General features: G+C 71.0%; 21 protein-coding genes and 1 riboswitch. Of the genes, 12 read left to right on the top strand and 9 right to left on the bottom strand.

Annotated elements, in window-relative coordinates; translation table 11 throughout:
• The first annotated feature begins 15 nt into the window (after nucleotides 1-15).
• Together V1457_RS19840 and V1457_RS19835 are read left to right on the top strand one after the other, a co-directional pair.
• Nucleotides 16-609: a TetR/AcrR family transcriptional regulator gene (locus tag V1457_RS19840; protein WP_200070721.1), complete on the top strand. Its 594-nt coding sequence runs from the start codon at nucleotides 16-18 to the stop codon at nucleotides 607-609.
• Nucleotides 610-773: 164 nt separating this feature from the next.
• Nucleotides 774-3,113 (top strand): FUSC family protein, encoded by a 2,340-nt coding sequence (locus V1457_RS19835; RefSeq protein WP_338596048.1) that lies wholly within the window; start codon nucleotides 774-776, stop codon nucleotides 3,111-3,113.
• A 177-nt stretch (nucleotides 3,114-3,290) separates the two neighbouring features.
• On the opposite strand, the gene V1457_RS19830 is transcribed toward V1457_RS19835, so the two are convergent.
• Nucleotides 3,291-4,769, bottom strand: a complete 1,479-nt coding sequence (locus V1457_RS19830) for a peptide MFS transporter (protein WP_338596047.1) — start codon at nucleotides 4,767-4,769, stop codon at nucleotides 3,291-3,293.
• Nucleotides 4,770-5,290: 521 nt separating this feature from the next.
• Here V1457_RS19830 and V1457_RS19825 point away from each other — a divergent pair.
• From V1457_RS19825 to V1457_RS19785, 9 genes are all read left to right on the top strand, one after another.
• Nucleotides 5,291-6,649 carry a hemolysin family protein gene (locus V1457_RS19825; RefSeq protein ID WP_200070722.1) on the top strand — a complete coding sequence of 453 codons (1,359 nt, stop codon included), beginning with the start codon at nucleotides 5,291-5,293 and terminating at the stop codon, nucleotides 6,647-6,649.
• Nucleotides 6,646-7,689: a hemolysin family protein gene (locus V1457_RS19820; RefSeq protein ID WP_200070723.1), complete on the top strand. Its 1,044-nt coding sequence runs from the start codon at nucleotides 6,646-6,648 to the stop codon at nucleotides 7,687-7,689. Before V1457_RS19825 ends, V1457_RS19820 begins: the two co-directional genes overlap by 4 nt.
• A 195-nt stretch (nucleotides 7,690-7,884) precedes the next feature.
• Nucleotides 7,885-8,718, top strand: coding sequence for a mycofactocin-coupled SDR family oxidoreductase (locus V1457_RS19815; RefSeq protein ID WP_338596046.1), 834 nt, complete (start codon nucleotides 7,885-7,887; stop codon nucleotides 8,716-8,718).
• Between the two features lie 23 nt (nucleotides 8,719-8,741).
• Nucleotides 8,742-9,155, top strand: a complete 414-nt coding sequence (locus tag V1457_RS19810; protein ID WP_338596045.1) for a nuclear transport factor 2 family protein — start codon at nucleotides 8,742-8,744, stop codon at nucleotides 9,153-9,155.
• Between the two features lie 7 nt (nucleotides 9,156-9,162).
• Nucleotides 9,163-10,722 carry an AMP-binding protein gene (locus V1457_RS19805; RefSeq protein WP_338596044.1) on the top strand — a complete coding sequence of 520 codons (1,560 nt, stop codon included), beginning with the start codon at nucleotides 9,163-9,165 and terminating at the stop codon, nucleotides 10,720-10,722.
• Nucleotides 10,719-11,159 (top strand): hypothetical protein, encoded by a 441-nt coding sequence (locus V1457_RS19800; protein WP_200070727.1) that lies wholly within the window; start codon nucleotides 10,719-10,721, stop codon nucleotides 11,157-11,159. Before V1457_RS19805 ends, V1457_RS19800 begins: the two co-directional genes overlap by 4 nt.
• Nucleotides 11,156-11,569, top strand: coding sequence for a MaoC family dehydratase (locus V1457_RS19795; protein WP_338596042.1), 414 nt, complete (start codon nucleotides 11,156-11,158; stop codon nucleotides 11,567-11,569). Before V1457_RS19800 ends, V1457_RS19795 begins: the two co-directional genes overlap by 4 nt.
• A complete protein-coding gene (locus V1457_RS19790) occupies nucleotides 11,566-11,982 on the top strand; it encodes a thioesterase family protein (protein ID WP_295142272.1) in 417 nt (138 codons plus the stop codon). Before V1457_RS19795 ends, V1457_RS19790 begins: the two co-directional genes overlap by 4 nt.
• Before the next feature lie 52 nt (nucleotides 11,983-12,034).
• Entirely contained in the window at nucleotides 12,035-12,940 is a 906-nt protein-coding gene (locus V1457_RS19785; protein WP_200070729.1) for a 3-methyladenine DNA glycosylase, read from the top strand.
• A gap of 181 nt (nucleotides 12,941-13,121) precedes the next feature.
• Here V1457_RS19785 and V1457_RS19780 read toward each other — a convergent pair whose 3' ends face one another.
• The 8 genes from V1457_RS19780 to V1457_RS19745 all read right to left on the bottom strand — a co-directional run bounded on the left by V1457_RS19780 (nucleotide 13,122) and on the right by V1457_RS19745 (nucleotide 21,072).
• Nucleotides 13,122-13,406: a HesB/YadR/YfhF-family protein gene (locus tag V1457_RS19780; RefSeq protein WP_200070730.1), complete on the bottom strand. Its 285-nt coding sequence runs from the start codon at nucleotides 13,404-13,406 to the stop codon at nucleotides 13,122-13,124.
• Between the two features lie 81 nt (nucleotides 13,407-13,487).
• A complete protein-coding gene (gcvP, locus tag V1457_RS19775) occupies nucleotides 13,488-16,385 on the bottom strand; it encodes an aminomethyl-transferring glycine dehydrogenase (RefSeq protein ID WP_200070731.1) in 2,898 nt (965 codons plus the stop codon).
• Nucleotides 16,386-16,552: 167 nt separating this feature from the next.
• A riboswitch (glycine riboswitch) is annotated at nucleotides 16,553-16,654 on the bottom strand.
• Between the two features lie 138 nt (nucleotides 16,655-16,792).
• A complete protein-coding gene (locus tag V1457_RS19770) occupies nucleotides 16,793-17,323 on the bottom strand; it encodes a MerR family transcriptional regulator (protein WP_200070814.1) in 531 nt (176 codons plus the stop codon).
• A 343-nt stretch (nucleotides 17,324-17,666) separates the two neighbouring features.
• Nucleotides 17,667-18,143, bottom strand: a complete 477-nt coding sequence (locus tag V1457_RS19765) for a bifunctional nuclease family protein (protein ID WP_200070732.1) — start codon at nucleotides 18,141-18,143, stop codon at nucleotides 17,667-17,669.
• Between the two features lie 538 nt (nucleotides 18,144-18,681).
• Nucleotides 18,682-19,143, bottom strand: a complete 462-nt coding sequence (garA, locus tag V1457_RS19760; RefSeq protein WP_200070733.1) for a glycogen accumulation regulator GarA — start codon at nucleotides 19,141-19,143, stop codon at nucleotides 18,682-18,684.
• Nucleotides 19,144-19,258: 115 nt separating this feature from the next.
• Entirely contained in the window at nucleotides 19,259-19,642 is a 384-nt protein-coding gene (gcvH, locus tag V1457_RS19755; protein ID WP_200070734.1) for a glycine cleavage system protein GcvH, read from the bottom strand.
• A 191-nt stretch (nucleotides 19,643-19,833) separates the two neighbouring features.
• A complete protein-coding gene (locus tag V1457_RS19750) occupies nucleotides 19,834-20,439 on the bottom strand; it encodes a CDP-alcohol phosphatidyltransferase family protein (protein ID WP_200070815.1) in 606 nt (201 codons plus the stop codon).
• Nucleotides 20,440-20,847: 408 nt separating this feature from the next.
• A complete protein-coding gene (locus V1457_RS19745; protein WP_295147005.1) occupies nucleotides 20,848-21,072 on the bottom strand; it encodes a hypothetical protein in 225 nt (74 codons plus the stop codon).
• 418 nt (nucleotides 21,073-21,490) lie between these two features.
• Between V1457_RS19745 and V1457_RS19740 the strand changes: the two genes are divergently transcribed.
• The gene (locus tag V1457_RS19740) at nucleotides 21,491-23,365 is read left to right on the top strand and encodes a propionyl-CoA synthetase (RefSeq protein WP_338596040.1); all 1,875 of its coding nucleotides are present in this window, start codon (nucleotides 21,491-21,493) and stop codon (nucleotides 23,363-23,365) included.
• The last annotated feature ends 95 nt before the right edge of the window (nucleotides 23,366-23,460 follow it).

The raw sequence follows: 23,460 nt of genomic DNA, 5'->3' as shown, positions 1-23,460 counted from the left end.
TGCCACGATCAATGGATGCCCAGGGTCAGTCAGGATCACCTCCAGGCCAGGCGCCGCCAGATCCTCGACGGCGCCCGGAGCTGCTTCGCGCGGCACGGCTACGAGGGTGCCACGGTGCGCCGGCTGGAAGACGCCACCGCGCTGTCCCGCGGCGCGATCTTCCACCACTTCAAGGACAAGGAGTCGCTGTTCCTGGCGCTGGCCGAGGACGACGCCTCCCGGATGGCCGACGTCGTCGCCGAGCAGGGCCTGGTGCAGGTGATGCGCGATCTGCTCGCCGACCGCACCCCCGGAGGCGGGGCCGAGCCGGAGGCCGAATGGCTCGGCACCCGGCTGGAGGTGTCCCGGCGGCTGCGCACCGACACCGATTTCCGCACCCGGTGGGCGCAGCGCTCGGAGCAGCTCACCGCGGCCACCAAGGCCCGGCTGCAGTGGCAGCGCGACTCCGGCAACCTGCGCGACGACGTCGACGTCGACGTGCTCACCGCCTACCTGGAACTGGTGCTGGAAGGGCTGGTCTCGCACCTGGCGATGGGGCTGCCCGCCGACGACCTGGGGCCGGTGCTGGACGTGGTCGAGGAGAGCGTGCGGCGGCACCGGGCGCACTGAGCCGTAGCGAGCGGCTGGCGACCTCGATCGACGGGCCGGCTCGACCGTTCGGCCACCTCGGTCGACGGGCCACCCCGGCGCCGCCGCCTGCGGCAAGCGGGCCGTTGGCACCGCGCGCGGCGTAAGGTCGCACCGGGAGCGGACGGAAAGGAGCGCGCGCGGGCATGATCAGCGAGTGGTGGAACCGCTTCCTCGCCTCCGATCCCGCGTTGCGCCGGTTGCGCAACGCCGTGCGCGTCACGGCCGCCACCGGACTCACCCTGCTGGTGGTGCTCCCGTTGCTGCTGCTGTGGCAGCAGCCCATTCCGGTCGGGATGGTCTCCGCGGTGGTGGCGATCAACTCCTGCACCGCGGTCAACGACGACACCGAGGCCGAGCGCAAGCTGACCACGCTGCTCATGCCGATCCCCGCGATGATCTCGCTGGCGCTGGCGACCAGCACCACCAGCCTGCCGTTGCTGCACGTGGGGCTGTTCCTGCCCGTCGTGTTCGTCGCGACCTACATCCGGCGGTTCGGCTCGCGCTACTTCGCCTTCGGGATGGTCGCGTTCATGGGCTACTTCTTCGCCATGTTCGTGCGTCCGCAGCTGCCGCAGCTGCCCGCGCTGGCGCTGGCGGTGGTCTCCGGTGCGCTCAGCGCCTACCTGATGCGGTTCGTCGTGTTGCGCGACAACCCGCGCGGCGTGCTCGAACGGGGTCGGCGAACGTTGCGAGCGCAGGTGCACGGGCTGCTGCACGACGTCCGCGACGTGGCGCAGAACCCGGACGTGCAGCGGCACCGCAGGCGGTTGCAACACCGCTCGGTGCGGTTGAACGAGACGGCGCTGATGCTGGAGAACAACGTCGCCGAGCTGCCCGGGCTCGACGAGCAAGGCCGTGAGCTGCTGCGCCGGCGGCTGCTGGCGGTGGAACTCGCCGCGGAGAACACGCTCACACCGCTGATGCGCGTGCTGGACCACCCCAGCGGTGGTGGTGCTGTGTCGCACGCGATCGCGGGGCTGCTCGCGCTGGTGCAGAGCGATCCCTCCGAGGTTCGGGCGGCCGCGCGGAGCCTGGCCGACCGCATCGAGCGGGAAGGTGTCGGCACCGGCGGAGCCTGGTCGACCCGGCCCGCGGCGGCGCACTCCGGCGCGGGCTCCCCGGCGCACTCCGGCGCGGCTTACTCGTCGGATCAGGCCCCGGCGCCGATGACCCCGCACGACCCGCGCACGCGCGGACGGTCGCTGCTGCGGATCTCGGGATCGCTCGACTCGGCCGTCCCGGCCACGCGATCAACTCCGCCGCAGCAGCCGCCGGATCCTCCGGATGCAGCGGAAGCCGCTGCGGCCCGGCGACCCGGCGCCGCACAGCTGGCGATGGCGATCCGGCGGTTCGGCGCCGCGCTGGCCGATCTGACCGCAGCCAACGAAGACCTCGGCCGGGTCGGACCGCGCACCGGCGACGATGGCGAGAAGGACGAATCCAGCGCCGAAGAGCCGACCGAGACCGGCTTGCAACGGCCCGAGGTGCGCGCGGCCGTGCAGGCCACCTGCGCTGCCGGGATCGCGATCGTGGCGGGTCAGCTGATCTCCCCGAACCGCTGGTACTGGGCGGTGATCACCGCGTTCGTGGTGTTCATCAGCGCCCGCAGCCGCGGCGAGCTGCTGGTGCGGGCGTGGCAGCGCACCGCGGGCACGCTGCTGGGCGTGATCGCCGGGGTGCTGCTGGCCTCGCGGATCACCGGGGACACCACCGCCGAGCTGATCATGATCCTGTGCTGCGTCTTCCTCGCGTTCTACCTGGCGGGCGTGTCGTACGCGGGGCTGACCTTCTTCATCACCACGATGCTCGGCGCGCTCTACGGCATCCTCGGCACGTTCAACACCTCCACGCTGGGTCTGCGGCTGGCCGAGACCGCGGTCGGGGCGGTGGCCGGGGTGCTGGCCGCCGTGTTCGTGCTGCCCACCCGCACCCGTCGGCTGGTGCGCCAGAACGTGGACAAGTTCCTGCTGGCGCTGCGCGATTTCCTGCGCTCGGCAGGCACCGACGTCAGCAGCGGCAACGCCGGTGGCGTGCTGCGCGAAGACGTGCGGGAGGTCGACGACGCGCTGCACCAGGCGTTGTCGAGCGCTCGCCCGCTGGTCAACTACCGGGTGTCCACCCGGCGCAGCAGCCTGGACCGGTCGATGACGATGCTCAGCGGATGCGCGTACGCGGCCCGCAACCTCGCGGTGGCGCTGCCGCAGGCGGCCGAGATGGTCGACGAGGACACCCGGCAACGGCTGGCCGAGCTGCTGTGGGCGCTGGCCGAGACCGCCGAGGCGTTGACCGACGAGGCCGGGCAGTCGTTCGAAACCGCCCGCGAGTCGGCCCGCAAGTGGGCCGAGGACCTGCGGGACCTGGCGGAGTCGCTGCCGCAGGACCCGACATCGCTGCACCGCGCGCTGAGCGTGCTGGACCGGCTTGCCTCGCTGCTCGACGACGTGCGCGGCGAGATCAGCGCCCCGCAGGTCACCCGCGGCTGACGCCCCGGGGCCGCGCCGCTCACGACGCCGCGACGGGGCCAAGCTGCTGCGCCGTGAGCAGCAGCGGCGCTATCGGTTCGGGCCGCCATCGGTTGGGCCGCTGCCCGGGCAGCCGGCACCCGCGCCTGCTGAAGTGCCGGCTGCCCGAACCGCATCAACCGCTCCGGCCGCAGCCGATCACGGCACCCCGTGCATCATCCGGCGCACCCACGGCACCGACACCGCGAGCAAGCCGCCGCAGGCGATCGTGAGCACGCCGATCACGCCGAAGTACAGCGCCTGGTTCTCCGGCGAGTACAGCTTCACCACCTGCGCACCGAGCCCCTGGCCCAGCGCAGGCGCCAGGAAGTACAGCCCCAGCGTCTGCGAGGAGAACGCCGCGGGCGCCAGCTTCGTCGAGGCGGAGAGCCCGACCGGCGAGAGCATCAGCTCACCGATGGTGAGGATGACGAACACCAGCGCGACCATGATCGCCAGCTGCTGGCCGTCGGAGTTCACCACGAACCCGGACAGCACCACCCACAGGAATCCGAGCCCGACGAACACGACACCGCCGACGAACTTCGCGGGCGTGCTGGGCTGGCGCGAACCCAGCTTGAGCCACAGCGCGGCGAAGACCGGCGCCAGGGTGATGATCGCCAGCGAGTTGATCGACTGGAACCAGGCGACCGGGAACTCCCAGCCGAGCACGGAGTGCGCGGTGTCCTCCTCCGTCACCCGTACCAGCGTGCTGGCCTGCTGCTCGAACAGCAGGAAGAACAGCGCGGTGGCCAGGAACAGCGGAATGTAGGCGATCAGCCGGTCCCGCTCCACCTTGGTGATCTGCTTACTGCTGAGCATCACCGCGAAGTACACGACCGGCAGCACCGCGGAGATCACCGAGACCACGTTGACCAGCCCGCCCAGGCCGATCGAGCCGGTGGCCACCAGACCGCCCAGCACCACCACGAAAAGCACCGCGATGCCGATGGCGCGGGTGAGCACGCGGCCCTTCTGCCCCTCGGGCAGCGGGTTGCCGGGGTGGTCGCTGACCGTGCCGAGGTTGCGCCTGCCGAGCACGTACTGGATCAGGCCCAGCGCCATGCCGACGGCCGCCGCGCCGAAGCCCCAGTGGAAGCCGATCTCGCTCTGCAGGAACCCGGCGATCAGCGGACCGAAGAAGCCGCCGAGGTTGATGCCCATGTAGAACACCGAGAACCCGGCGTCCCGGCGCTGGTCCTGCGCGCTGTAGAGGTCGCCGACCATCTTGGAGACGTTCGGCTTCAGCAGCCCGGAGCCGGCGATGATCAGCACGATGCCGAGCCCGGCGCTGGTCAAGCCGCCGGGCAGGGCCATCCCGATGTGCCCGAACATGATCAGCACGCCGCCGTAGAACACCGAGTGCCGCGCGCCCAGCAACCGGTCGGCGAGCCAGCCGCCCGCGACGCCGGTGAGGTACACCGAGGCGCCGTAGGCCTGGACCGTCGAGGTGGCGGTCCCTTCCGGCAGCCCCAGACCGCCCTTGCTCACCTCGGTCATCAGGTACAGGGCGAGGATGCCCCGCATCCCGTAGTAGGAGAAGCGCTCCCACATCTCGGTGAAGAAGAGCGTGGACAACCCGCGCGGCTGGCCGAAGAAGCCGCGCTGCGGGGCATCCGCGACCGTGTTGTCAGCCACGATCACGTCCTTTCTGCCTGGGTCCGGCTGCTGTGATTTTGCGGCAGGCTATACCTGCGCCGATTGGCGTGGACCAACCGAAACGTGAGTGAATTTTCACAAAAGTCCGGATGGCGCTCCCCGACCCGCCCATCGCCACCCGGGCACGCTAGGTCACGGGACACGCCGCCGATGGTTCAGCCCGCCCGGTGCGCCGCCGGTCGCGGCGCGGCCGGGACGTCGCCGTGATCACGAGGCGCTGCCTCCCGCTACTCCATCCGGATATACTGGCGTCGTATTTCTCCCGTTTCACCGACATCCGGCGAGCACGCCTGATATTCGCGAGAGGTGACACCTTCGGTGCCCCAGGCTGAGTCCCCTGACGGCAGTACCGAGCCGGGTCGAAGTCCCGGCTCCCCGACCTGTTCCTGCGCAGCCGCACGGCCGCGCTCCGCGGAACCCCGCTCCCGCACATGGTTCGGCGGGCCGTCCGCATCCGGCGTCCGCGCCGCAGCGCCCCCCTTCGGCGGGGGTGAACCACGTTGAGCATTCTGCTCTCGATCCTCGGCCTGCTTTTCGTCGCCGTGCTCACCCTGGGCACCGCGCTGGCGGTCACGGCCGAGTTCTCGCTGACCTCGCTGGAGCGCAGCACCGTTGACGCGCACGTCAACGAGGTCGGCGACCGGCGGGCGAAGGCCGTGCAGCGCGCGCACCGCACGCTGTCGTTCCAGCTCTCCGGCGCCCAGGTCGCGATCACGCTGACCACGCTGATCACCGGTTACGTGGCCGAGCCGCTGATCGGTGAGCTGCTGCGCCCGCTGCTGCTGGCCACCGGCATGCCGGGCGCGGTTTCCACCGTGCTCTCGCTGGTCCTGGCGATCCTGCTGGCCACGACGCTGTCGATGGTCTTCGGCGAGATGGTGCCGAAGAACCTCGCGATCACCCGGCCGCTGTCGGCGGCGCGGGCGGTGTCCGGCTACCACCGCCGCTTCTCCCAGGTGTTCCGCTGGCTGATCGATGCGATGAACAACAGCGCGAACTGGGTGGTGCGCCGCTTCGGCATCGAACCCCAGGAGGAACTGCGCTCGGCGCGCTCCGCCGACGAGCTCGGTTCGATCGTGCGCACCAGCGCCGAGCACGGAACCCTCGACCAGTCCACCGCCACGCTGATGGACCGGTCGCTGCGCTTCGGCGACCGCACCGCCGAGGAGCTGATGACGCCTCGCGTGCAGGTGGAGTCGCTGCCCGCCGAAGCAGGCGTGCAGGAGCTGCTGGCGCTGGCGCGGCGCACCGGTTTCTCCCGATTCCCCGTGCACGGCGGCGATCTGGACGACGTGCACGGCGTGGTGCACGTCAAGCAGGCGTTCGGAGTGCCCGTGGACAGGCGCGACACGACCCGGGTCGGCTCGCTGGCACGGCCGGTGCCGAGCGTTCCGGAGACGCTGGACGGCGACTCGCTGCTGAACCGGCTGCGCGGCTCCGGCCTGCAACTGGCGCTGGTGGTCGACGAGTACGGCGGCACCGCGGGCATGGTGAGCCTGGAGGACGTGATCGAAGAGATCATCGGCGACGTGCGCGACGAGCACGACCGCCGGGAGACCGCCGCGGTGCGGCCGCTGGACCGGGACAGCTGGATCGTCTCCGGCCTGCTGCGCGCCGACGAGCTCCTGGAGGCCACCGGCTTCGAGATGCCCGACGGCGAGTACGAGACCGTCGCCGGGCTGGTGCTGGAGAAGCTGGGCCGCATCCCGCAGGCCGGTGACCGCGTCGAGGTCGGCGACTGGTGCCTGACGGTCAACGGCATGGACCGCAACCGCATCGCCGAGCTGCGGCTGAGCCGGCCGCAGACCGCCGCAGGCGGCACCAGCGGGGTCGGCACCACCGCGGGAGGCGTCCGATGAGCGACACCGCGGCGATCCTGTTCGGGATCTTGTTGCTGCTGCTGAACTCGCTGTTCGTGGGCGCGGAGTTCGCGCTGCTGTCCTCGCGCCGGGACCGGTTGGAGGCGCTGCTGGACCAGGGCGTCAGCCGCGCCCGCACGGTGATCAAGGCGAGCCAGGAGGGCTCGCTGATGCTGACCAGCGCCCAGCTCGGCATCACGCTGTGCTCGCTGGGACTCGGGCGGTTGGGCGAACCGGCCGTGGCGCACCGCCTGGAGCTGCTGTTCGAGCCGTTCAACGTGCCCGCACCGGTGGTGCACGCGGTCGGGTTCACCATTGCGCTGGCGATCGTGGTGGTGCTGCACGTGCTGGTCGGCGAGATGGTGCCGAAGAACCTCGCGATCGCCGAGCCGGAACGACTGGCGCTGTGGCTGGTGCCCGCGCTGGTCGGGTTCGTCAAGCTGGCGCGGCCGCTGATCGCGCTGTTCAACATGATGGCGAACGCGGTGCTCAAGCTGCTGAAGGTGCAGCCGAAGGACGAGCTGGACACCGCCTACACCTCCGCCGAGCTGGCCGAGCTGCTGGTGGAGTCGCGCCGGGAGGGGCTGCTGGAGCAGTCCGAGCACCGCAGGCTCGCCCAGACGTTGTCCTCGGTGGAGAACACCGTGGCCGACGTGCTGGTGCCGCTGCCGGAGGTCACCAGCGTGCCGGGGAACCCGACGCTGGGCGATGTGGAGCAGGCGGTCGCCGCGACCGGCTTTTCCCGGTTCCCGGTGCGCGCGGCTTCGGGTGAGCTGCTGGGTTATCTGCACGTCAAGGACCTGCTCGACCAGGCGGGCTCGGACCCGGGCACGCCGGTCGCGCCGAGCCGGGTCCGGCAGCTGCCGAACGTGCCGGTGAGCGCGCGGCTGGACCAGGCACTGGCGTCGTTGCGCCGGGCGCGCAGCCACTTGGCCACCGCGGTCGACGCGGATGGCGTGCCGCGCGGGGTGGTCGCGCTCGAGGACCTGGTCGAGGAGTACGTGGGCACGGTCCGCGACGGCACCCACGTCACCGCCTGAGACCCGTTCCCCTCGGGGGCGGCCGCTACGTGCGGCCGCCCCTTTCTCGTTCGCGCCCGTTCGGGCGCTGGCACCCGGATTCGGCGGCGTCGGGGTAGTTGACACGCAGTCGGCGAAAAATCAGTATAACCATCATCACAGTGCAGTGAGTCCGGCCGCGCCCGCCGAGGCGGTGCGCGAAACGCGGGAGGCAGCGTGGCGGAACGCATGGCTGGCAGGGTCGCTTTCATCACCGGTGCGGCCAGGGGGCAGGGACGATCGCACGCCGTGCGCCTGGCCGCCGAGGGCGCCGACATCATCGCGGTCGATGCCTGCGCGGACGTCGCGACCGCGGCTTACGCGATGGCCACTGAGCAGGACCTGGAGGAGACCGCCCGGCTGATCGCCGAACAGGGCCGCCGGGTGGTGGCCCGCAAGGCGGACGTCCGCGATTTCGACGCCCTGCAAGCCGCCTTCGACGCCGGCGTGGCCGAGCTCGGTCCGGTGCACACCGTGCTGGCCAACGCGGGCATCGCGTCGTTCGCGCCGACCTGGGAGTTGACCGCCCAGCACTGGCAGGACATGATCGACATCAATCTGACCGGGGTCTTCCACACCGCGAAGGTCGCGATCCCCGGCATGATCGAGCACGGTGCGGGCGGCTGCCTGCTGTTCACCTCGTCGATCGGCGGTTTCAAGGGCTTGCAGAACGTCGGGCACTACGTCGCGGCCAAGCACGGCATCGTCGGGCTGATGCGCACGCTGGCCAACGAACTCGGCCCGCACGGCATCCGGGTGAACACCATCCATCCGACCAATGTGGACACTCCGATGATCCAGCACGAAGGCGCGATGGGGCTGTTCGTGCCCGAGGGGGTCGAACCCACCCGCGAGAACGCCATGCCCGGCTACCGCTCGCTCAACGCGATGCCGGTCCCGTGGGCCGAGGTCGGCGACGTCAGCAACGCCGTGGCCTTCCTCGCCAGCGACGAGGCCCGCTACATCACCGGCGCGACCTTCCCGGTCGACGCGGGCGCCAACGTCAAATGAGCCAGCCAGTGGAAGGAGCGCCGATGTCCACCGGCACGGCACGCGGCGAGATCGAGGACGTGCTGAGCAGGTACGCGCTCGGTTACGACGAAGGCGACCTCGCACTGCTCGAGGAGGTCTTCACCGAGGACGCGGTGCTCACGATCCGCATCGCCGACGGTGATCTCATCGGCCCGTTCGAGGGCCGCGCGGCGATCATCGGGATGATGCGCGACACCGCGCAGACGCAGCAGGACAAGCGCAAGCACGTGATCAGCAACCTGGTGCTCGACGAGCGCGGCGACACCGCGACCGCCCGGACCTACCTGACGCTGTTCTCCGTCGCGGACGGGCAGCTGACGGTGTTGACCACGGGCCGGTACGAGACCGAGCTGCGCAGCACCGGTGACGGCTGGCGGCTCGACTCCGTGCACATCGCCCTGGACCTGCCCTACTGAGCCGGCCATGACGAGCAACCAGGGATTCATCCCGGCGAAGTGGGCCGCGCTCACCCCGGATGCACAAGCGATCTACGACGCGCCGAACGAGCGGCGGGTGAACTGGGCGGAGCTGGACGAGCGGGTGCGCCGCGCCGCGAACGGCCTGCGCGGGCTCGGGCTGCAGCACGGTGACCGGGTTGCGGTGCTGGCCCGCAACTGCGTGGAGTTCCAGGAGCTGTACTTCGCCTGCGGCCGCGTGGGGCTGGTGCTGCAACCGCTGAACTGGCGGCTGTCCACCGGCGAGCTCACCGAGCTCATCCGGGATGCCGCGCCGCGCGCCGTGGTGACCGCGGCCGAGTGGTCCGAGCAGGCCCAGCAGCTGCAGCGGGACTGCGACGTGCCGCACTGGCTGGAGTTCGGCGAGTCCCGTGACGGCAGCTACGAGCGGCTGCTGGCCGCGGCGGCCACCGACGAGCCCGAAGGCTCCGACCGCATCGGCGGCAACGACCCGTTCTTCATCCTCTACACCGGCGGCACCACCGGACGCAGCAAGGGCGCGCTGCACACCCACCACAGCGCGGCGACGGGCGGGCTGAACCAGACGGTGGCCGAGCGCATCGTGCCCGGTGACGTCTACCTGCTGACCGGGCAGATGTACCACATCCCGATCGTGCTCTCGATGAACTACCTGCGGCACGGGTGCCCGCTGGTGCTGATGAACTTCGAGGCCGAAAGCGCGCTGCGGATCATCGAGCAGGAGAAGGTCTCGGCGTTCCTGGGCATCACCACGATGCTCAACTGGATGATGGCGGTGCCCGGATTCTCCGGCTACGACCTCTCCAGCCTGCGCAACATCCAGTACGGCGGCGGGCCGATGCCCTCGTCGATCGTGCGGGCGGCGCTGGATTCGTTCCCGTGCACGCTGATCCAGGGCTACGGCCAGACCGAGGGCCCGGGCATGACGTTCCTGTCCCAGGAGGACCACGCCGAGGCGGCGGCCGGGCGAAACGAGCACCGGCTGCGCTCGTGCGGCCGGGAAGGTTTCGCCGGGATGTTGCGGGTGCTCGACGAGTACGGCGCCGAGGTGCCGCGCGACGGGCGCACGCCGGGGCAGATCGCGGTCCGCTCGGACGCGAACATGATCGGCTACTGGAACCGGCCGGAGCTGACCGCGCAGACCATCCGGAACGGCTGGATGTGGACCGGTGACGTGGCCACCTGGGACGAGCAGCACTACGTCTACATCGTCGACCGGGCCAAGGACATGATCATCTCCGGCGGCGAGAACATCTACAGCGTCCAGGTCGAGGAGGCCGTCGCCGCGCATCCGGCGGTGTTGGAGTGCGCGGTGATCGGGGTCCCGGACGACGAATGGGGCGAGAACGTCAAAGCCGTGGTGGTGCTCAAACCCGGCACCGAAGCCACCGAGCAGGACATCATCACCACCGCGAAGCAGCACCTCGCTTCCTACCAGAAGCCGAAGTCGGTGGACTTCGTCGCGAGCCTGCCGAAGGCGCCGACCGGCAAGGTGATGAAGCGCGACCTGCGCACCCCGTACTGGGCCGACCGGGAGCGTTCGGTTTGAGCCCGGACGAGGCCGAACTGGCGAGGCTGGTCGGCACCGAACTGCCCGGCGGCGAGTTCACCTTCGAACCGTGGTGGGTGCGGCTGGTCAACGACTGCGCGCTCGCCGCACCCGAGGACGGCGCGGGAAGCCCGGTGTTCGTCTTCCTCGCCGGAACCGCCGCGATGGGCATGTCCTGGGAGCAGTTGTGGGCGATGTTCGGCGCCACCGAGTCGGACGGCCCGATGGCCGGCGAGACCAGCACCGAAATCCACGTCCCGCTGCGCGTCGGCGGCACCTACCGGGTCCGCGGCCGGATCGAGTCCGCGCGGCGCAAGCGCGGCTCGCGCACCGGTGTCTTCGACCTCGTCGAGTACCGGCTCGACCTGCACGAGGATTCCGGCGCGCTGGCGGCGAGCTGCACCAGCTCGATCATCTTCCCGAGGAGGGCGCAGTGACCGAGGCCGGCGAGCAACTGCCGGAGCACCGCATCGGCCCGGTCTCGGCGGAGAAGATGAAGACGATGTCGGCGCTGATGCGCGACGCCAACCCGATCCACTTCGACGAATCCGCGGTGCGCGCGCTCGGGCTCGGCGAGCGGGTGATCAACCAGGGTCCGCTGAACCAGGCGTACGTGCTGGACATGCTGAGCCGTTGGGCGGGCGGCGCGGACCGGGTGCGCGGCGTGCGGTTGCGCTACCTCGGCACCGTGTTCGCAGGTGACCACCTTTGCGCGCGGGGGACGGTGCGCGAGGTCGCCGATGAGGAGGGCCGCCGGGTCGCCACCTGCGATGTGCAGCTCGACGTGCTCGGCGGGCGGACCGTGCTGTCCGGCACCGCGACCGTGCTGCTGGAGGAGAACCGATGACGCCGCCGACGATGCAACGGTTCCAGCTCTCCTACGGGGATTGCGACTCGCTCGGCATCGCCTACTTCGCGATCTACTACCCGTGGATGGAGCGCACCTACAGCAGCTGGCTGCACCACCACGGGCTGCGCTCGGCGGAGCTGGCCGAACAGCTCGGTGCGGGAACGGTCGGCGTGCACTCGGACGCCACCTACCTGCGGCCGGTGCACGTGTTCGACGAACTCACCTGCGAGCTGGTGCGCAGCAAGGTCGGCACCACTTCGTACACCCTCGGCCACGAGTTCCGCCGCGGCGACGAGCTGGTCACCTTCGGCACCATGACCTTCGCCTGCCGCGCCCCGGACGGGACCAAGACCCCCATCCCGGCACGGCTCGGCGAACTCCTCGGCACGCTGCGACCCGCGACGGACTGAGCGGACCGGGGCGCGAAGGCCCGGCCCGGTCCTCGCCTATCCTGGCCGCACTATGCAAGTGCTTGCCGAGCAGGAGTGGCGCGCACGCCGAGCCGCGCATCGGCAGCGGGTGCGGCAGTGGACCGAACCGCATCGCCGCAGGCGGCGCGAGGGCATCCCGCACCCGGTGATGGACTTCCTGTTCACCTACTACTCGCACCGCCCGTCGCTGCTGGAGCGCTGGCAACCCGGCCTCGGCGTCGCGCTCGCGGGCGGCGAGGAGTTCCTGGACCGGCGCGGCTACGTCGCGCTGCCGCAAGGCGTCGCACTGTCCCCCGCGGCACGCACGGCGAAACGCCTGGACACCGCGCGTTTCGTGCGGGACCTGCTGACCGCGGTGCAAGACCGGCGGCCGTTCCTGGGCTGCTTCGGCCTGCACGAGTGGGCCATGCTGTACCGCACCACGCCGGAGGACGTGCGGCACGCTTCCTGGCCGTTGCGACTCGGGCACCGCGGCACCGATGAAGTCGTGGAGTCCATGCAGATCCGATGCAGCCACCACGACGCCTTCCGATTCTTCACCCCGCAGGCCCGGCCGCTGAATGCGCTGCAACCGACCCGCGCCGATCAGGTCGCGATGGAACAGCCGGGCTGCCTGCACAACAACATGGACCTGTTCAAGTGGGCCTACAAGCTCGACCCGCTGGTGCCGTCCGAGCTGATCGCCGACTGCTTCGACCTGGCCGCGCGCATCCGCGCGGTCGACATGCGCGCGAGCCCGTACGACCTGCGCGAACTCGGATACGAACCGATCGCGGTGGAAACGGCGGAAGGGCGCGCCGAATACGCGGCGCGGCAACGCGAATTCGCCGATGAGGCGGGCGGATTGCGCACCCGGCTGATCGAGGTCTGCGCGGGGCTGCTGGCGGCGGAAACGGCCGAGGCAGCTCGTTCCGAGTTGAGCGATTCCCAGCCCTGAAACGATTTCCGGCCCTAAAGCGGCTCCGGGTCCTAAAGGGGCTCCGGGTCCTAAAGGGGCTCCGGGCAGAAAGCGGCTTCGGTCCCTGAACAACTCCGGTTCCAAAGCGACTCCGCCCAGCGAGCCGCACTTCGATCCGAACGAAATCGGCCCGCCACCACGCGGCGGCGGGCCGATCAGCTCATTCCCGAACGGCCAGGCTCAGCTCACCGTTGTCGTCGCGCTCGGCGTCGAGGACCTTGTCCCCGAGCAGCGACGCGGCCTGCGGCTCGAGGAACACCCGGGCACCGGACTCCTCGACCACCTCGTCGTCGGCCTGCGGCTCGCTGGCGATGGCCGCCTGGAGCTCGCCCTCACCGGACGCGTTGGCGACCGGCGCGATCCGCAGCCCCGAGCTCTCGCCCGATTCACCACCGGCCAGCACGACCTTGATGACCTCGGCTGCGCTCTCGCTGATCGTGAGCATTGCTGCACTCCTCTCGGAGGCGGTCGGATGGAACCGCCCACCGTAGTGCATCCGGCCGGTCGCCCGCTCACCCCCGCGCGATCATGCCTCGTAGGCCGAAAGCGGAGGGCACGAGCACACGAGGTTGCGGTCACCGCGCGCGCCGTCGATGCGGCGAACGGCAGGCCACACCTTCGCCTCCGAGGTGCCCAGCGGGTAGGCGGCCTCGGCGCGCGTGTAGGCGTGCTCCCACGTACCGGCCAGCGCCGGGGCGGTGTGCGGCGCCTGCACCAGCGGGTTGTCGTCGGCGGGCCACTGCCCGGCGGCCACCTTGTCGATCTCCCCGCGGATGGCGATCATCGCCGCGCAGAACCGGTCGAGTTCGGCGAGGTTCTCGCTCTCGGTCGGCTCCACCATCAACGTGCCCGCGACCGGGAACGACATCGTCGGCGCGTGCAGCCCGTAGTCGGCGAGCCGCTTGGCCACGTCGTCCACGGTCACACCGCTGGACTTGGTGATCGGGCGCAGGTCCAGGATGCACTCGTGGGCGACGAACCCGCCGGAGCCGGTGTAGAGCACCGGGAAGTACTCGTCCAACCGCCGCGCCACGTAGTTGGCCGCGGCGACCGCGGTCAGCGTGGCCCGGCGCAGCCCGTCCGAACCCATCATCCGCACGTAGGCCCAGGAGATCGGCAGGATCGAGGCGCTGCCCCACGGCGCGGCGCTGATCGGGCCGACCCCGGTCTCGGGACCGGCCGCGGGCTGCAGCGGGTGGTTCGGCAGGAACGGCGCCAGGTGCGCGCGAACACCGATCGGCCCCACGCCGGGACCACCGCCGCCGTGCGGGATGCAGAACGTCTTGTGCAGGTTCAGGTGCGAGACGTCCGCGCCGAACCGGCCCATCCGGGCCAGCCCGATCAGCGCGTTGAGGTTCGCGCCGTCGACGTAGACCTGCCCGCCCGCGTCGTGCACCAGCCCGCACACCTGTTGCACGGTGTCCTCGTAGACGCCGTGCGTGGACGGGTAAGTGATCATGATCCCGGCCAGGTCGTCGCGGTGCTGCTCGACGACCTCGCGCAGGTGGTCCATCTCGATGTTGCCCTGGTCGTCGCAGCGCACCACGACCACGCGCAGCCCGGCCATCACGGCGCTGGCGGCGTTCGTGCCGTGCGCGCTGGCCGGGATCAGGCAGACGTCCCGCGCCGCCTCACCACGGCTGTGGTGGTAGGCGCGGATGGCCAGCAGACCGGCGAATTCGCCCTGGCTGCCCGCGTTCGGCTGCACGCTGACCGCGTCGTAGCCGGTGATCTCGGTCAGCCAGCGCTCCAGGTCGTGCACCACCTCGAGCAGCCCCGCCGCGTCCTGCCCGGGTGCGAACGGGTGCACCTCGGCGAACTCGGGCCAGGTCACCGGCTCCATCTCGGCGGTGGCGTTGAGCTTCATCGTGCACGAGCCCAGCGGGATCATGCTGCGGTCCAGCGCCAGGTCGGTGTCCGAGAGCTTGCGCAGGTAACGCAGCAGCGAGGTCTCCGAGCGGTGCGTGTGGAACACCGGGTGCGTCATGTAGTCGGACGTGCGCAGCAGTGCGGTGGGCAGCGCGTCGGCCGTCTCCGCGTCCAGCTCGTCCACCCCGGTCAGCGTCTCGCCACCGAACCCGAACGCGCTGAGGACCTTCAGCAGCGTCTCCCGGGTGGTGGTCTCGTCGCAGCTGAGGCCCACGTGGTCGGCGTCGATGTGGCGCAGGTTGATCCCCTCGCCGCGAGCGGCGTCGACGACCTCCGCCGCCCGGCCCGGCACCCGCGTGACGATCGTGTCGAAGAACTCCGCGTGCACGACCTCGACCCCGCCGCGGCGCAGCCGCTCGGCCAGCACCGCCGCCATCCGGTGCGCCCGCTGCGCGATGGCGCGCAGCCCGCCCGGGCCGTGGTAGACCGCGTACATCGACGACATCACGGCCAGCAGGACCTGCGCGGTGCAGATGTTGCTGGTGGCCTTCTCGCGGCGGATGTGCTGCTCACGGGTCTGCAGCGCGAGCCGGTAAGCCTGATCCCCGTCGGCGTCCACGCTCACCCCGACCAGCCTGCCGGGCAACTGCCGCTCGATGCCCTTGCGCACCGCCATGTACCCGGCGTGCGGGCCGCCGAAGCCCATCGGCACGCCGAAGCGCTGCGTCGTGCCGACCACGACGTCGGCACCGATCTCCCCCGGCGCGCGCAGCAGCGTCAGCGCCAGCAGGTCGGCGCTGACCACGGCCATCGCGCCGCGCTCGTGCACCTCGGCGATGATCGCCTCGTGGTCGCGCAGCGCGCCCGATGCGCCCGGGTAGGCCAGCAGCGCACCGAAGAAGTCCCCCTCCGGCAGGCCCTGCGGACCGGCGGAGAGGTCGGCCTCGACGATCTCGATGCCCAGCGGCTCGGCACGGGTCTCGATCACCGAACGCGTCTGCGGCATGGTGTCGGCGTCCACGACGAACCGCGGCGACTTGTTCCGTCCCGCGCGGCGCACCAGGGTCATGCCCTCGGCCGCGGCGGTGGACTCGTCCAGCATCGAGGAGTTCGAGACCGGCACCCCGGTCAGGTCCGCGACCATGGTCTGGAAGTTCAGCAGCGCCTCCAGGCGGCCCTGCGAGATCTCCGGCTGGTACGGCGTGTAGGCGGTGTACCACGCCGGGTTCTCCAGCACGTTGCGGCGGATCACCGGCGGCGTGATCGTCGGGTGGTAGCCGAGCCCGATCATCTCGGTGTGCGGCCGGTTGCGGCTCGCGCGCTCGCGCAGCTCGGCGAGCGCCTCCGCCTCCGTCGCCGGTTCCGGCAGCGCCAAGTGCAGGTCGCGCTCGCGGATGCCGGACGGCACCGCGGACTGGGCGAGTTCCTCCAGCGAGCCGACGCCGATCACGTCCAGCATCCGGGCCAGTTCGGCGGGCAGCGGCCCGACGTGGCGGTCGGCGAACGGGGTTCCGTGTTCCAGGGCGGCCAGCGGGATCCGGTCTTCGGTCGTCATCGCCACACCTCATTCATCGCAGCGGACACAGGGCGGCAGCGTTGTGTGCTGCCCTCCCCCTCTGTCACTGTCCGCATCGCGAACGCCTGAGAGCTTCGCCCGGTCGGACCGGACTTGCACCGTCGGCGGGCGCCACCTCGTCCGGTGGCACCTCTTTCCAGAGGTATCTCGCCCGTGCGGTCCAGCCGCCTGAGAGGTTGTCGGGGAGGGTTTGCTCCTTCGGCGCCGCCGGCGACCGGATCACCGGCGGACTCTCCCGCACGGGGTCTGCGATGCCTCGCACCCTACCCGATCCAGTGAGCGCCGACCGGTGCGATCTTCGTCGCGTCCGAACGTCCCACGCACCGGACGCGCTGCGCACGCACCGTGTCCACGCGAAATCCCCGGGCCGGGGCCGCCGAACCGGTTCAGCCCGTTTGCCGGTCCCGACGCCTGCGGGACAGCTCGTCATCGACGGGCTCTTCGGGGTCGGCGGTGTCGGCTCTTTCCGCCGGGAACTCGTGGATGGTGCCGGTGATCTCCCGCATCGCACCGCTGACCGCGATGCCGAACACGCCCTGCCCGCCCTGCAGCAGGTCGACGACCTCTTCCGCGGAGGTGCACTCGTAGACCGTGGTGCCGTCGCTGAACAACGTGATCTTCGCCAGGTCGCGCACCCCGCGGCCGCGCAGGTGCTCCACCGCCAGCCGGATGTTGTGCAACGAGACCCCGGTGTCCAGCAGCCGCTTGACCACCTTCAGCACCAGGATGTCCTTGAACGAGTACAACCGCTGCGAACCCGAACCGGCGGCGCTGCGGATGGACGGGCCGACCAGCTTGGTCCTGGCCCAGTAGTCGAGCTGCCGGTAGGTGATTCCGGCGATCTGGCAGGCCGCGGGTCCGCGGTAGCCGACGAGTTCGTCCGGCAGCGCGGGATCCGGCAACGCGGGGTCGGCCATCGGTTCCGGCTGCTGCGCGGAATCTTCGCCGGGTGCTCGCTCCACCACGCCTGCCTCCCCTCGTCCGGCCACCGGGGCCGGCGAACCACCGGGAACAACCGCACCGGGCGGCTGCCGCCCCGGAGCTCCCGCGACCGGGCCGCGAGCGCCCGACCTGGAAAATCACATCGGAGCAATTCGCGTTGCAACGACGGTAAGCCCACCCCGTGGGCGGGTCAACGCGACGCGCGGACGCACCCCCGCCGGGCGGACACCCCACCGGGAATTCCCCGCCACCGGGCCGGAAATGCGAACGGCTCCCGTGCCTCTCGGCAGCGGGAGCCGTCGTGGCGCACCGGGGCGGTCAGGTATCCGCGCCCCGGAAGTCCTCCGGCGAGACCGAGTCCAGGAACTCCCGGAACTTCTCGACCTCGTCCTCCTGCTCGTCCGGGATGATCAGCCCGGCTTCGTCCAGCACCGATTCGTCGGCGTGGATCGGCACCCCGACCCGCAGCGCCAGCGCGACCGAGTCGCTCGGGCGGGCCGAGACCCGCACGTCCCCGTCGAAGATCAGCTCGGCGAAGAACGTGCCCTCCTGCAGATCGGTGATCCGCACCTGCTCCAGATCCCGCCCGAGGGCGCCGATGACGTCCTTGAGCAGATCGTGGGTCAGGGGTCTGGCCGGCCGCACACCCTGCTGCTCCAGCGCGATCGCGGTGGCCTCCACCGATCCGATCCAGATCGGCAAGTACCGCTCACCGTCGGTTTCGCGCAGCAGCAGAATCGGCTGGTTGGCTGGTAGTTCCACTCGCACGCCGACGACGCGCATCTCGCTGCTCATCGTCTCATCGCCTCCTCCAGCGCGCCGAAGCGTGACATCCTTGGTCGAGGATCGCGCACCGACGCCTCCGACGCTACCCGCGATACGGCGGACACGCCTACCACTGGCCATCGCCTCCGGCCGGATTTTCCGCTCGCTGAACGGCTTTTTCCGGTTCGTACCGCCTGCTCGCCGGACCGCGCGCGAACGCCGGTGCCGCCGGTGCAGGCCCTTGTTCGTCGACCGACTCCGGTTCCGCTCGCCGGTGCCGTTCGCGATGCTGCCGAGATCGTTCGCCCGCTGCGGGCTCCGGGCGAACGGGGAGTTCCCGCGCCCTGCCGGTTGCTGCAGCGCAACGACGCCCACAGCAACGATACACCGCAGCCCCAACGGCCAACCGCTGGTCAGAGCCTCGCGGAGGGCATCGGGCGAGGACGGACCGGCGGCTCCGCACCCGGCGATCGGATGATCGCCTCCGGTGCCGCGATCGGACGATCGCCTCGGATGCCGTCGGGGCGGCGCCGTGGACGCCGCCCCGTCGCGGAACGGCCGCGGACCTTCAGCGTCCCTGGCCGCCGTCGATCGGCCCGGTCAGGAACACCAGCCGGAACTTGCCGATCTGCACCTCGTCGCCGTTGGCCAGCACCGAGGTGTCCACCGGTTCCCGGTTGACGTAGGTCCCGTTCAAGCTGCCCACGTCCACGACGACGAAGTCGCTGCCCTCGCGCCGGAACTCGGCGTGGCGACGGGAAACGGTGACGTCGTCGAGGAATATGTCGCTGTCGGGGTGCCGACCCGAGCTGGTGGTCTCCCGGTCGAGCAGGAATCGCGACCCCGCGTTCGGGCCGCGCTTGACCACCAGCAGGGCGGACCCGGCGGGCAGCGCGTCGACTCCGGAGGCCGCAGGCTCCGGAGCCGCACTCTCGGTGCTCTCCGATTCCGACAGGAACGGCCTGAAGACCGAGGTGGTCTCCGGTGACTGCTCCGGCGGAACGCCGCCGGGCCCGTCGTTCTGGCTCACCTGAGCTCTCCTCTGCGCGGATGGGTCGTGCAAGTGCGTTCCAACGTACCGCGCCGTTCCAGGTGGCAGACGCGGGAGTCCCACAACGATCCGGCCGCGGTGCGGAGATCGACGATCATGCCTGGTCGATGACGGCTTGGTAGTCCTCCGGGCCGAGCAGCGCGTCCGGCGCCGCCGGGTCGGCCAGCTTGATCTCGAGCATCCAGCCGTCGCCGAACGGCGCGGAGTTGACCAGCTCGGGCTGCTCGTCGAGCCGCTCGTTGCGGGCGACGACCTCGCCGGCGACCGGGGCGTAGATGTCCGAGACGCTCTTGGTCGACTCCACCTCGCCGATGCCGCCACCGGCCTGCACCGCCTCGCCCGCATCGGGCAGCTGGACGAACACCACGTCGCCGAGCTGCTGCTGGGCGTAGTCGGTGATGCCGACCCGGACGGTGTCCTCGCCGGTGCGCAGCACCCACTCGTGGTCTTCGGTGTACTTGATCCCTTCCGGGGCCACTTGGGTCCCGCCTTCCTGGTCGCTCGGCCGGCGGGACTTCGCAGCGCCTCCGCCTCACCCGCGATGATCGCCGCGGGCGTCGCGAGCGTAGGTCGAGGCCGCAGCGGACCGCAAGGCAGCCGCGACGTGATCAACTCCGCAGCGCGGGTGGCGCCGGCAGCGCACGCGCACTGCGGCCGGCTGCGCCGCGGTCAGGTCCGGTTCGATCTGGCCAGCCGCACGGTCGCGAAGACCTGGATCAGGTACAGCACACCGGCCCACACGTACAGCACGCCGCCCCAGCCGGTGAAGGCGTACGCCAGCGGGCGCACGACCTGCTCGAACGCGAAGTCCTCCTGCACCAGCAGCAACAGCGGGAACGCGTACATCAGGCAGAAGGTCGCGGCCTTGCCGAGGTAGTGCACCTCGGGCGGCTCGAACCCGTGCCAGCGCAGCACCGGCAAGCACAGCGTCAGCACCACGTCGCGGCCGATCAGCGCCACCGCGGCCCACCACGGGATCACGTCCCGGAGCACGAAGGCGATCAGCGTCGCGACGATGTAGAGCCGGTCGGCACCCGGGTCGAGCAGCTCGCCGACGCGGCTGTACTGGTTCAGCCAGCGGGCGAGCTTGCCGTCGAGCCAGTCGGTGGCCCCGCTGATCACCAGCACCAGCAGGGCAAGCAGGTCCTGCTGCGGCCCCAGCAGCAGCCAGAGGAACAGCGGGACACCGGCCAGGCGCAGCACGCTGAGCAGGTTCGGCCAGGTCAGCCAGGGGTCGTCCCAGACGTTCGCGGCGACCTCTTTGATGTGCGCGATGCCGGGATCGGGCGGGGCTGCGGTTTCGGCGTCATCCGGACCGGACGAGTCCGCCGGTCGCTGCGCGGAGTCGTCCGCCGGTGGCTGCGCCGCGTGCTCGCCTGGTTCGGGATGCTCGCACGCCTCGGGGTGCTCGCCCGGTTCCGATCGGTCCGGAGCCGGATGCCGGGACGGTTCCGGGGGCACCGAATCCTGCGCCCCACCCCGGCCACGCGGTCCGGCCGTGGTGCCGTCGGCGTCCTGCACCACAGCCCTCCCTGACACGGTTGTGCGATCCGCCGTACGGCGCTCACCTGCGCCTCCGGCCCGATGGACGCTCGGCGTCCACTCGCGTCAGGGTGCCACACGCCCCCGGCACCGGCCGTGGCGGCCGTGGCTGCGCCGAGCCGGGTGCGCGGGTGGCTCCGTTCAGCGACGGGCGTGGCTCCAGCCGCGCCGCTGCAGCTCGGCATCGGTGAGGAAGCGGGCGCGGCCGCGGTCGTCGACACCGGCCCAGCGCGCCCGGCCGCCCACGCCTTCGAGGACGAACGAGTGGCCGCGGCTCCACACCACGCTGCTCGGCGTGGTCGGCAGTTCACCGGCCCCACCGGAGCCGTCCGGCCCGGCTTCGCGCACCGTCGTATCCGCACTCATCACTACCTGGCACCTCCATCACGGTTGTCGGTCGCGCCGCATCCCGCGTTAGCTCCGCCGCCTCCCCTCCCGGCGAATTGTGTTCCATGGATCACCGGTCATTCGCGCAGTTCCGGGCGTGTCGCGCCAAGCGGGCGGGCGAGGGCGCCGAGCTGCACGAGCCGGTCCGCGCACCGGTTCGGCGCGGGCGAAGCGGGAGGACCGCTCGTCGCGAGGCCCGCTCGCCGCCGCAGTTCGGGGCACTCCTGCGGTCCGTTGTGGACGCTCGCCGGGGACGGCGGCACGGGTGCGGTGCCACCCGCCCAACACGGCGCGCGGCGGCGGGTATTCCGACCGGTGGCCGCAGGTTGTTGGCGCGAACGGGTGCCGTGCGGTAGGACTTCGGCACCTGAACAGCCGCACGTGGGAGGTCGTGGTCATGGGCGCCTACGCCGACGCGCACCGGCGCAGTCTGTCCGATCCGGACGGGTTCTGGCTCGATGCCGCCCGCGGCATCGAATGGGACCGGGCACCGGAGCGGGCGCTGGCGGATTCCGGGCGGTGGTTCGCCGACGGTGTGCTCAACACCTGCTTCAACGCGCTGGACCGGCACGTGCGGGACGGGCACGGCGCGCGGACCGCGGTGATCTGGGACTCCGCAATGGCCGGTGAGCAGCTCAGCTGGAGCTACCAGGAGATGCTGGACCGGGTCGCGCGGTTCGCGGGCGCGTTGCGCTCGCGCGGTGTCGGCAAGGGCGATCGGGTGATCATCTACCTGCCGATGGTCCCGGAAGCGCTGGTGGCGATGCTGGCCTGCGCGCGGATCGGGGCGGTGCACTCGGTGGTCTTCGGCGGATTCGCGCCCAAGGAGCTCGCCGCGCGCATCGACGATGCCCAGCCGGCGGTGATCGTGGCCGCCTCCTGCGGGCTCGAGCCGAATCGGGTGGTGGAGTACAAGCCGATCGTCGACGAGGCGCTGCGGATGTCCGAGCACCGGCCCGCGGGCGGTGTGGTGATGTTGCAGCGGCCGCAGGCCCCCGCCGAGCTCGGCCCGGACGACGTCGATTGGGACGAACTAGTCGCGACGGCCGAACCTGCCGACTGCGTGCCGGTCGCGGCGACCGATCCCCTCTACGTGCTCTACACCTCCGGCACCACCGGCCGCCCCAAGGGCGTCGTGCGGGACAACGGCGGGCACGCGGTGGCGCTGCACTGGTCGATGGGCGCGATCTACGACATCGGGCCCGGCGACGTGTTCTGGACGGCCTCCGACGTGGGCTGGGTCGTCGGGCACACCTACATCGTGTACGCGCCGCTGCTGGCCGGGGCGACCACGGTGGTCTACGAGGGCAAGCCGGTGGGCACGCCGGATGCCGGTGCGTTCTGGCGCGTGATCTCCGAGCACCGGGTGAAGGCGCTGTTCACCGCACCGACCGCGTTCCGCGCGATCAAGCGGGTCGATCCGGAGGCGCGGGAGCTCGACCGCTACGACATCTCCAGCCTGCAGACCCTTTTCCTGGCAGGCGAGCGGCTGGATCCCGAGACGTACCAGTGGGCCGTGGACCGGCTGCGGATTCCGGTGATCGACCACTGGTGGCAGACCGAGACGGGCTGGCCGATCTGCGCGAACCTGCGCGGGCTGGAGCCGATGCCGGTCAAGCCGGGTTCGCCGACCGTGCCGGTGCCCGGTTTCGACGTCCGGGTGCTGGACCAGTCCGGGCAGCAGGCACCGGCCGGTACCGAGGGCGCGATCTGCATCAAGCAGCCGCTGCCGCCGGGGATGCTGCCGACGTTGTGGAACGACGACGCGCGGTTCCACGAGTCGTACATGTCCCGCTACCCCGGCTACTACCGCACCGGCGACAGCGGCTACATCGACGAGGACGGCTACGTGTTCGTCATGGGGCGCACCGACGACGTGATCAACGTGGCCGGGCACCGGTTGTCGACGGGTTCGATCGAGGCGGTGCTGGCGGGGAACCCGGCGGTGGCCGAATGCGCGGTGATCGGGGTGCACGACCCGCTGAAGGGCCAGGTGCCGCGCGGATTCGTGGTGCTCAAGTCCGGCGTGGAGATCGACGACGAGACGCTGCGCGCGGAGCTGGTCGCCGCGGTGCGCGAGCAGATCGGGCCGGTGGCGGCGTTCCGCGACGTCGACGTGGTGGACGGGCTGCCGAAGACGCGCTCCGGCAAGATCCTGCGCAAGTCGATGCGCGAGATCGCCGACACCGGCGACGCGAAGGTTCCCTCGACGATCGAGGACCCGGCGGTGCTGGACGGCTTGCGCGGAGCGCTGCGCGGTCGGCGGGAGTGAGCCTGCGCTGATCGTGCGGGCCGGCTCGGTGCCCGATACGTCCGTTCGGCCGCTCCCGGCGGCGGATCGTGGTCTATACCTTTGGTCTGCACGAT

The sequence above is a fragment of the Saccharopolyspora sp. SCSIO 74807 genome (assembly GCF_037023755.1).
Classification (GTDB): Bacteria; Actinomycetota; Actinomycetes; order Mycobacteriales; family Pseudonocardiaceae; genus Saccharopolyspora_C; species Saccharopolyspora_C galaxeae.
Note: the sequence above shows the minus strand (reverse complement) of the source record. Positions and strands in the feature narration are given on the sequence as shown.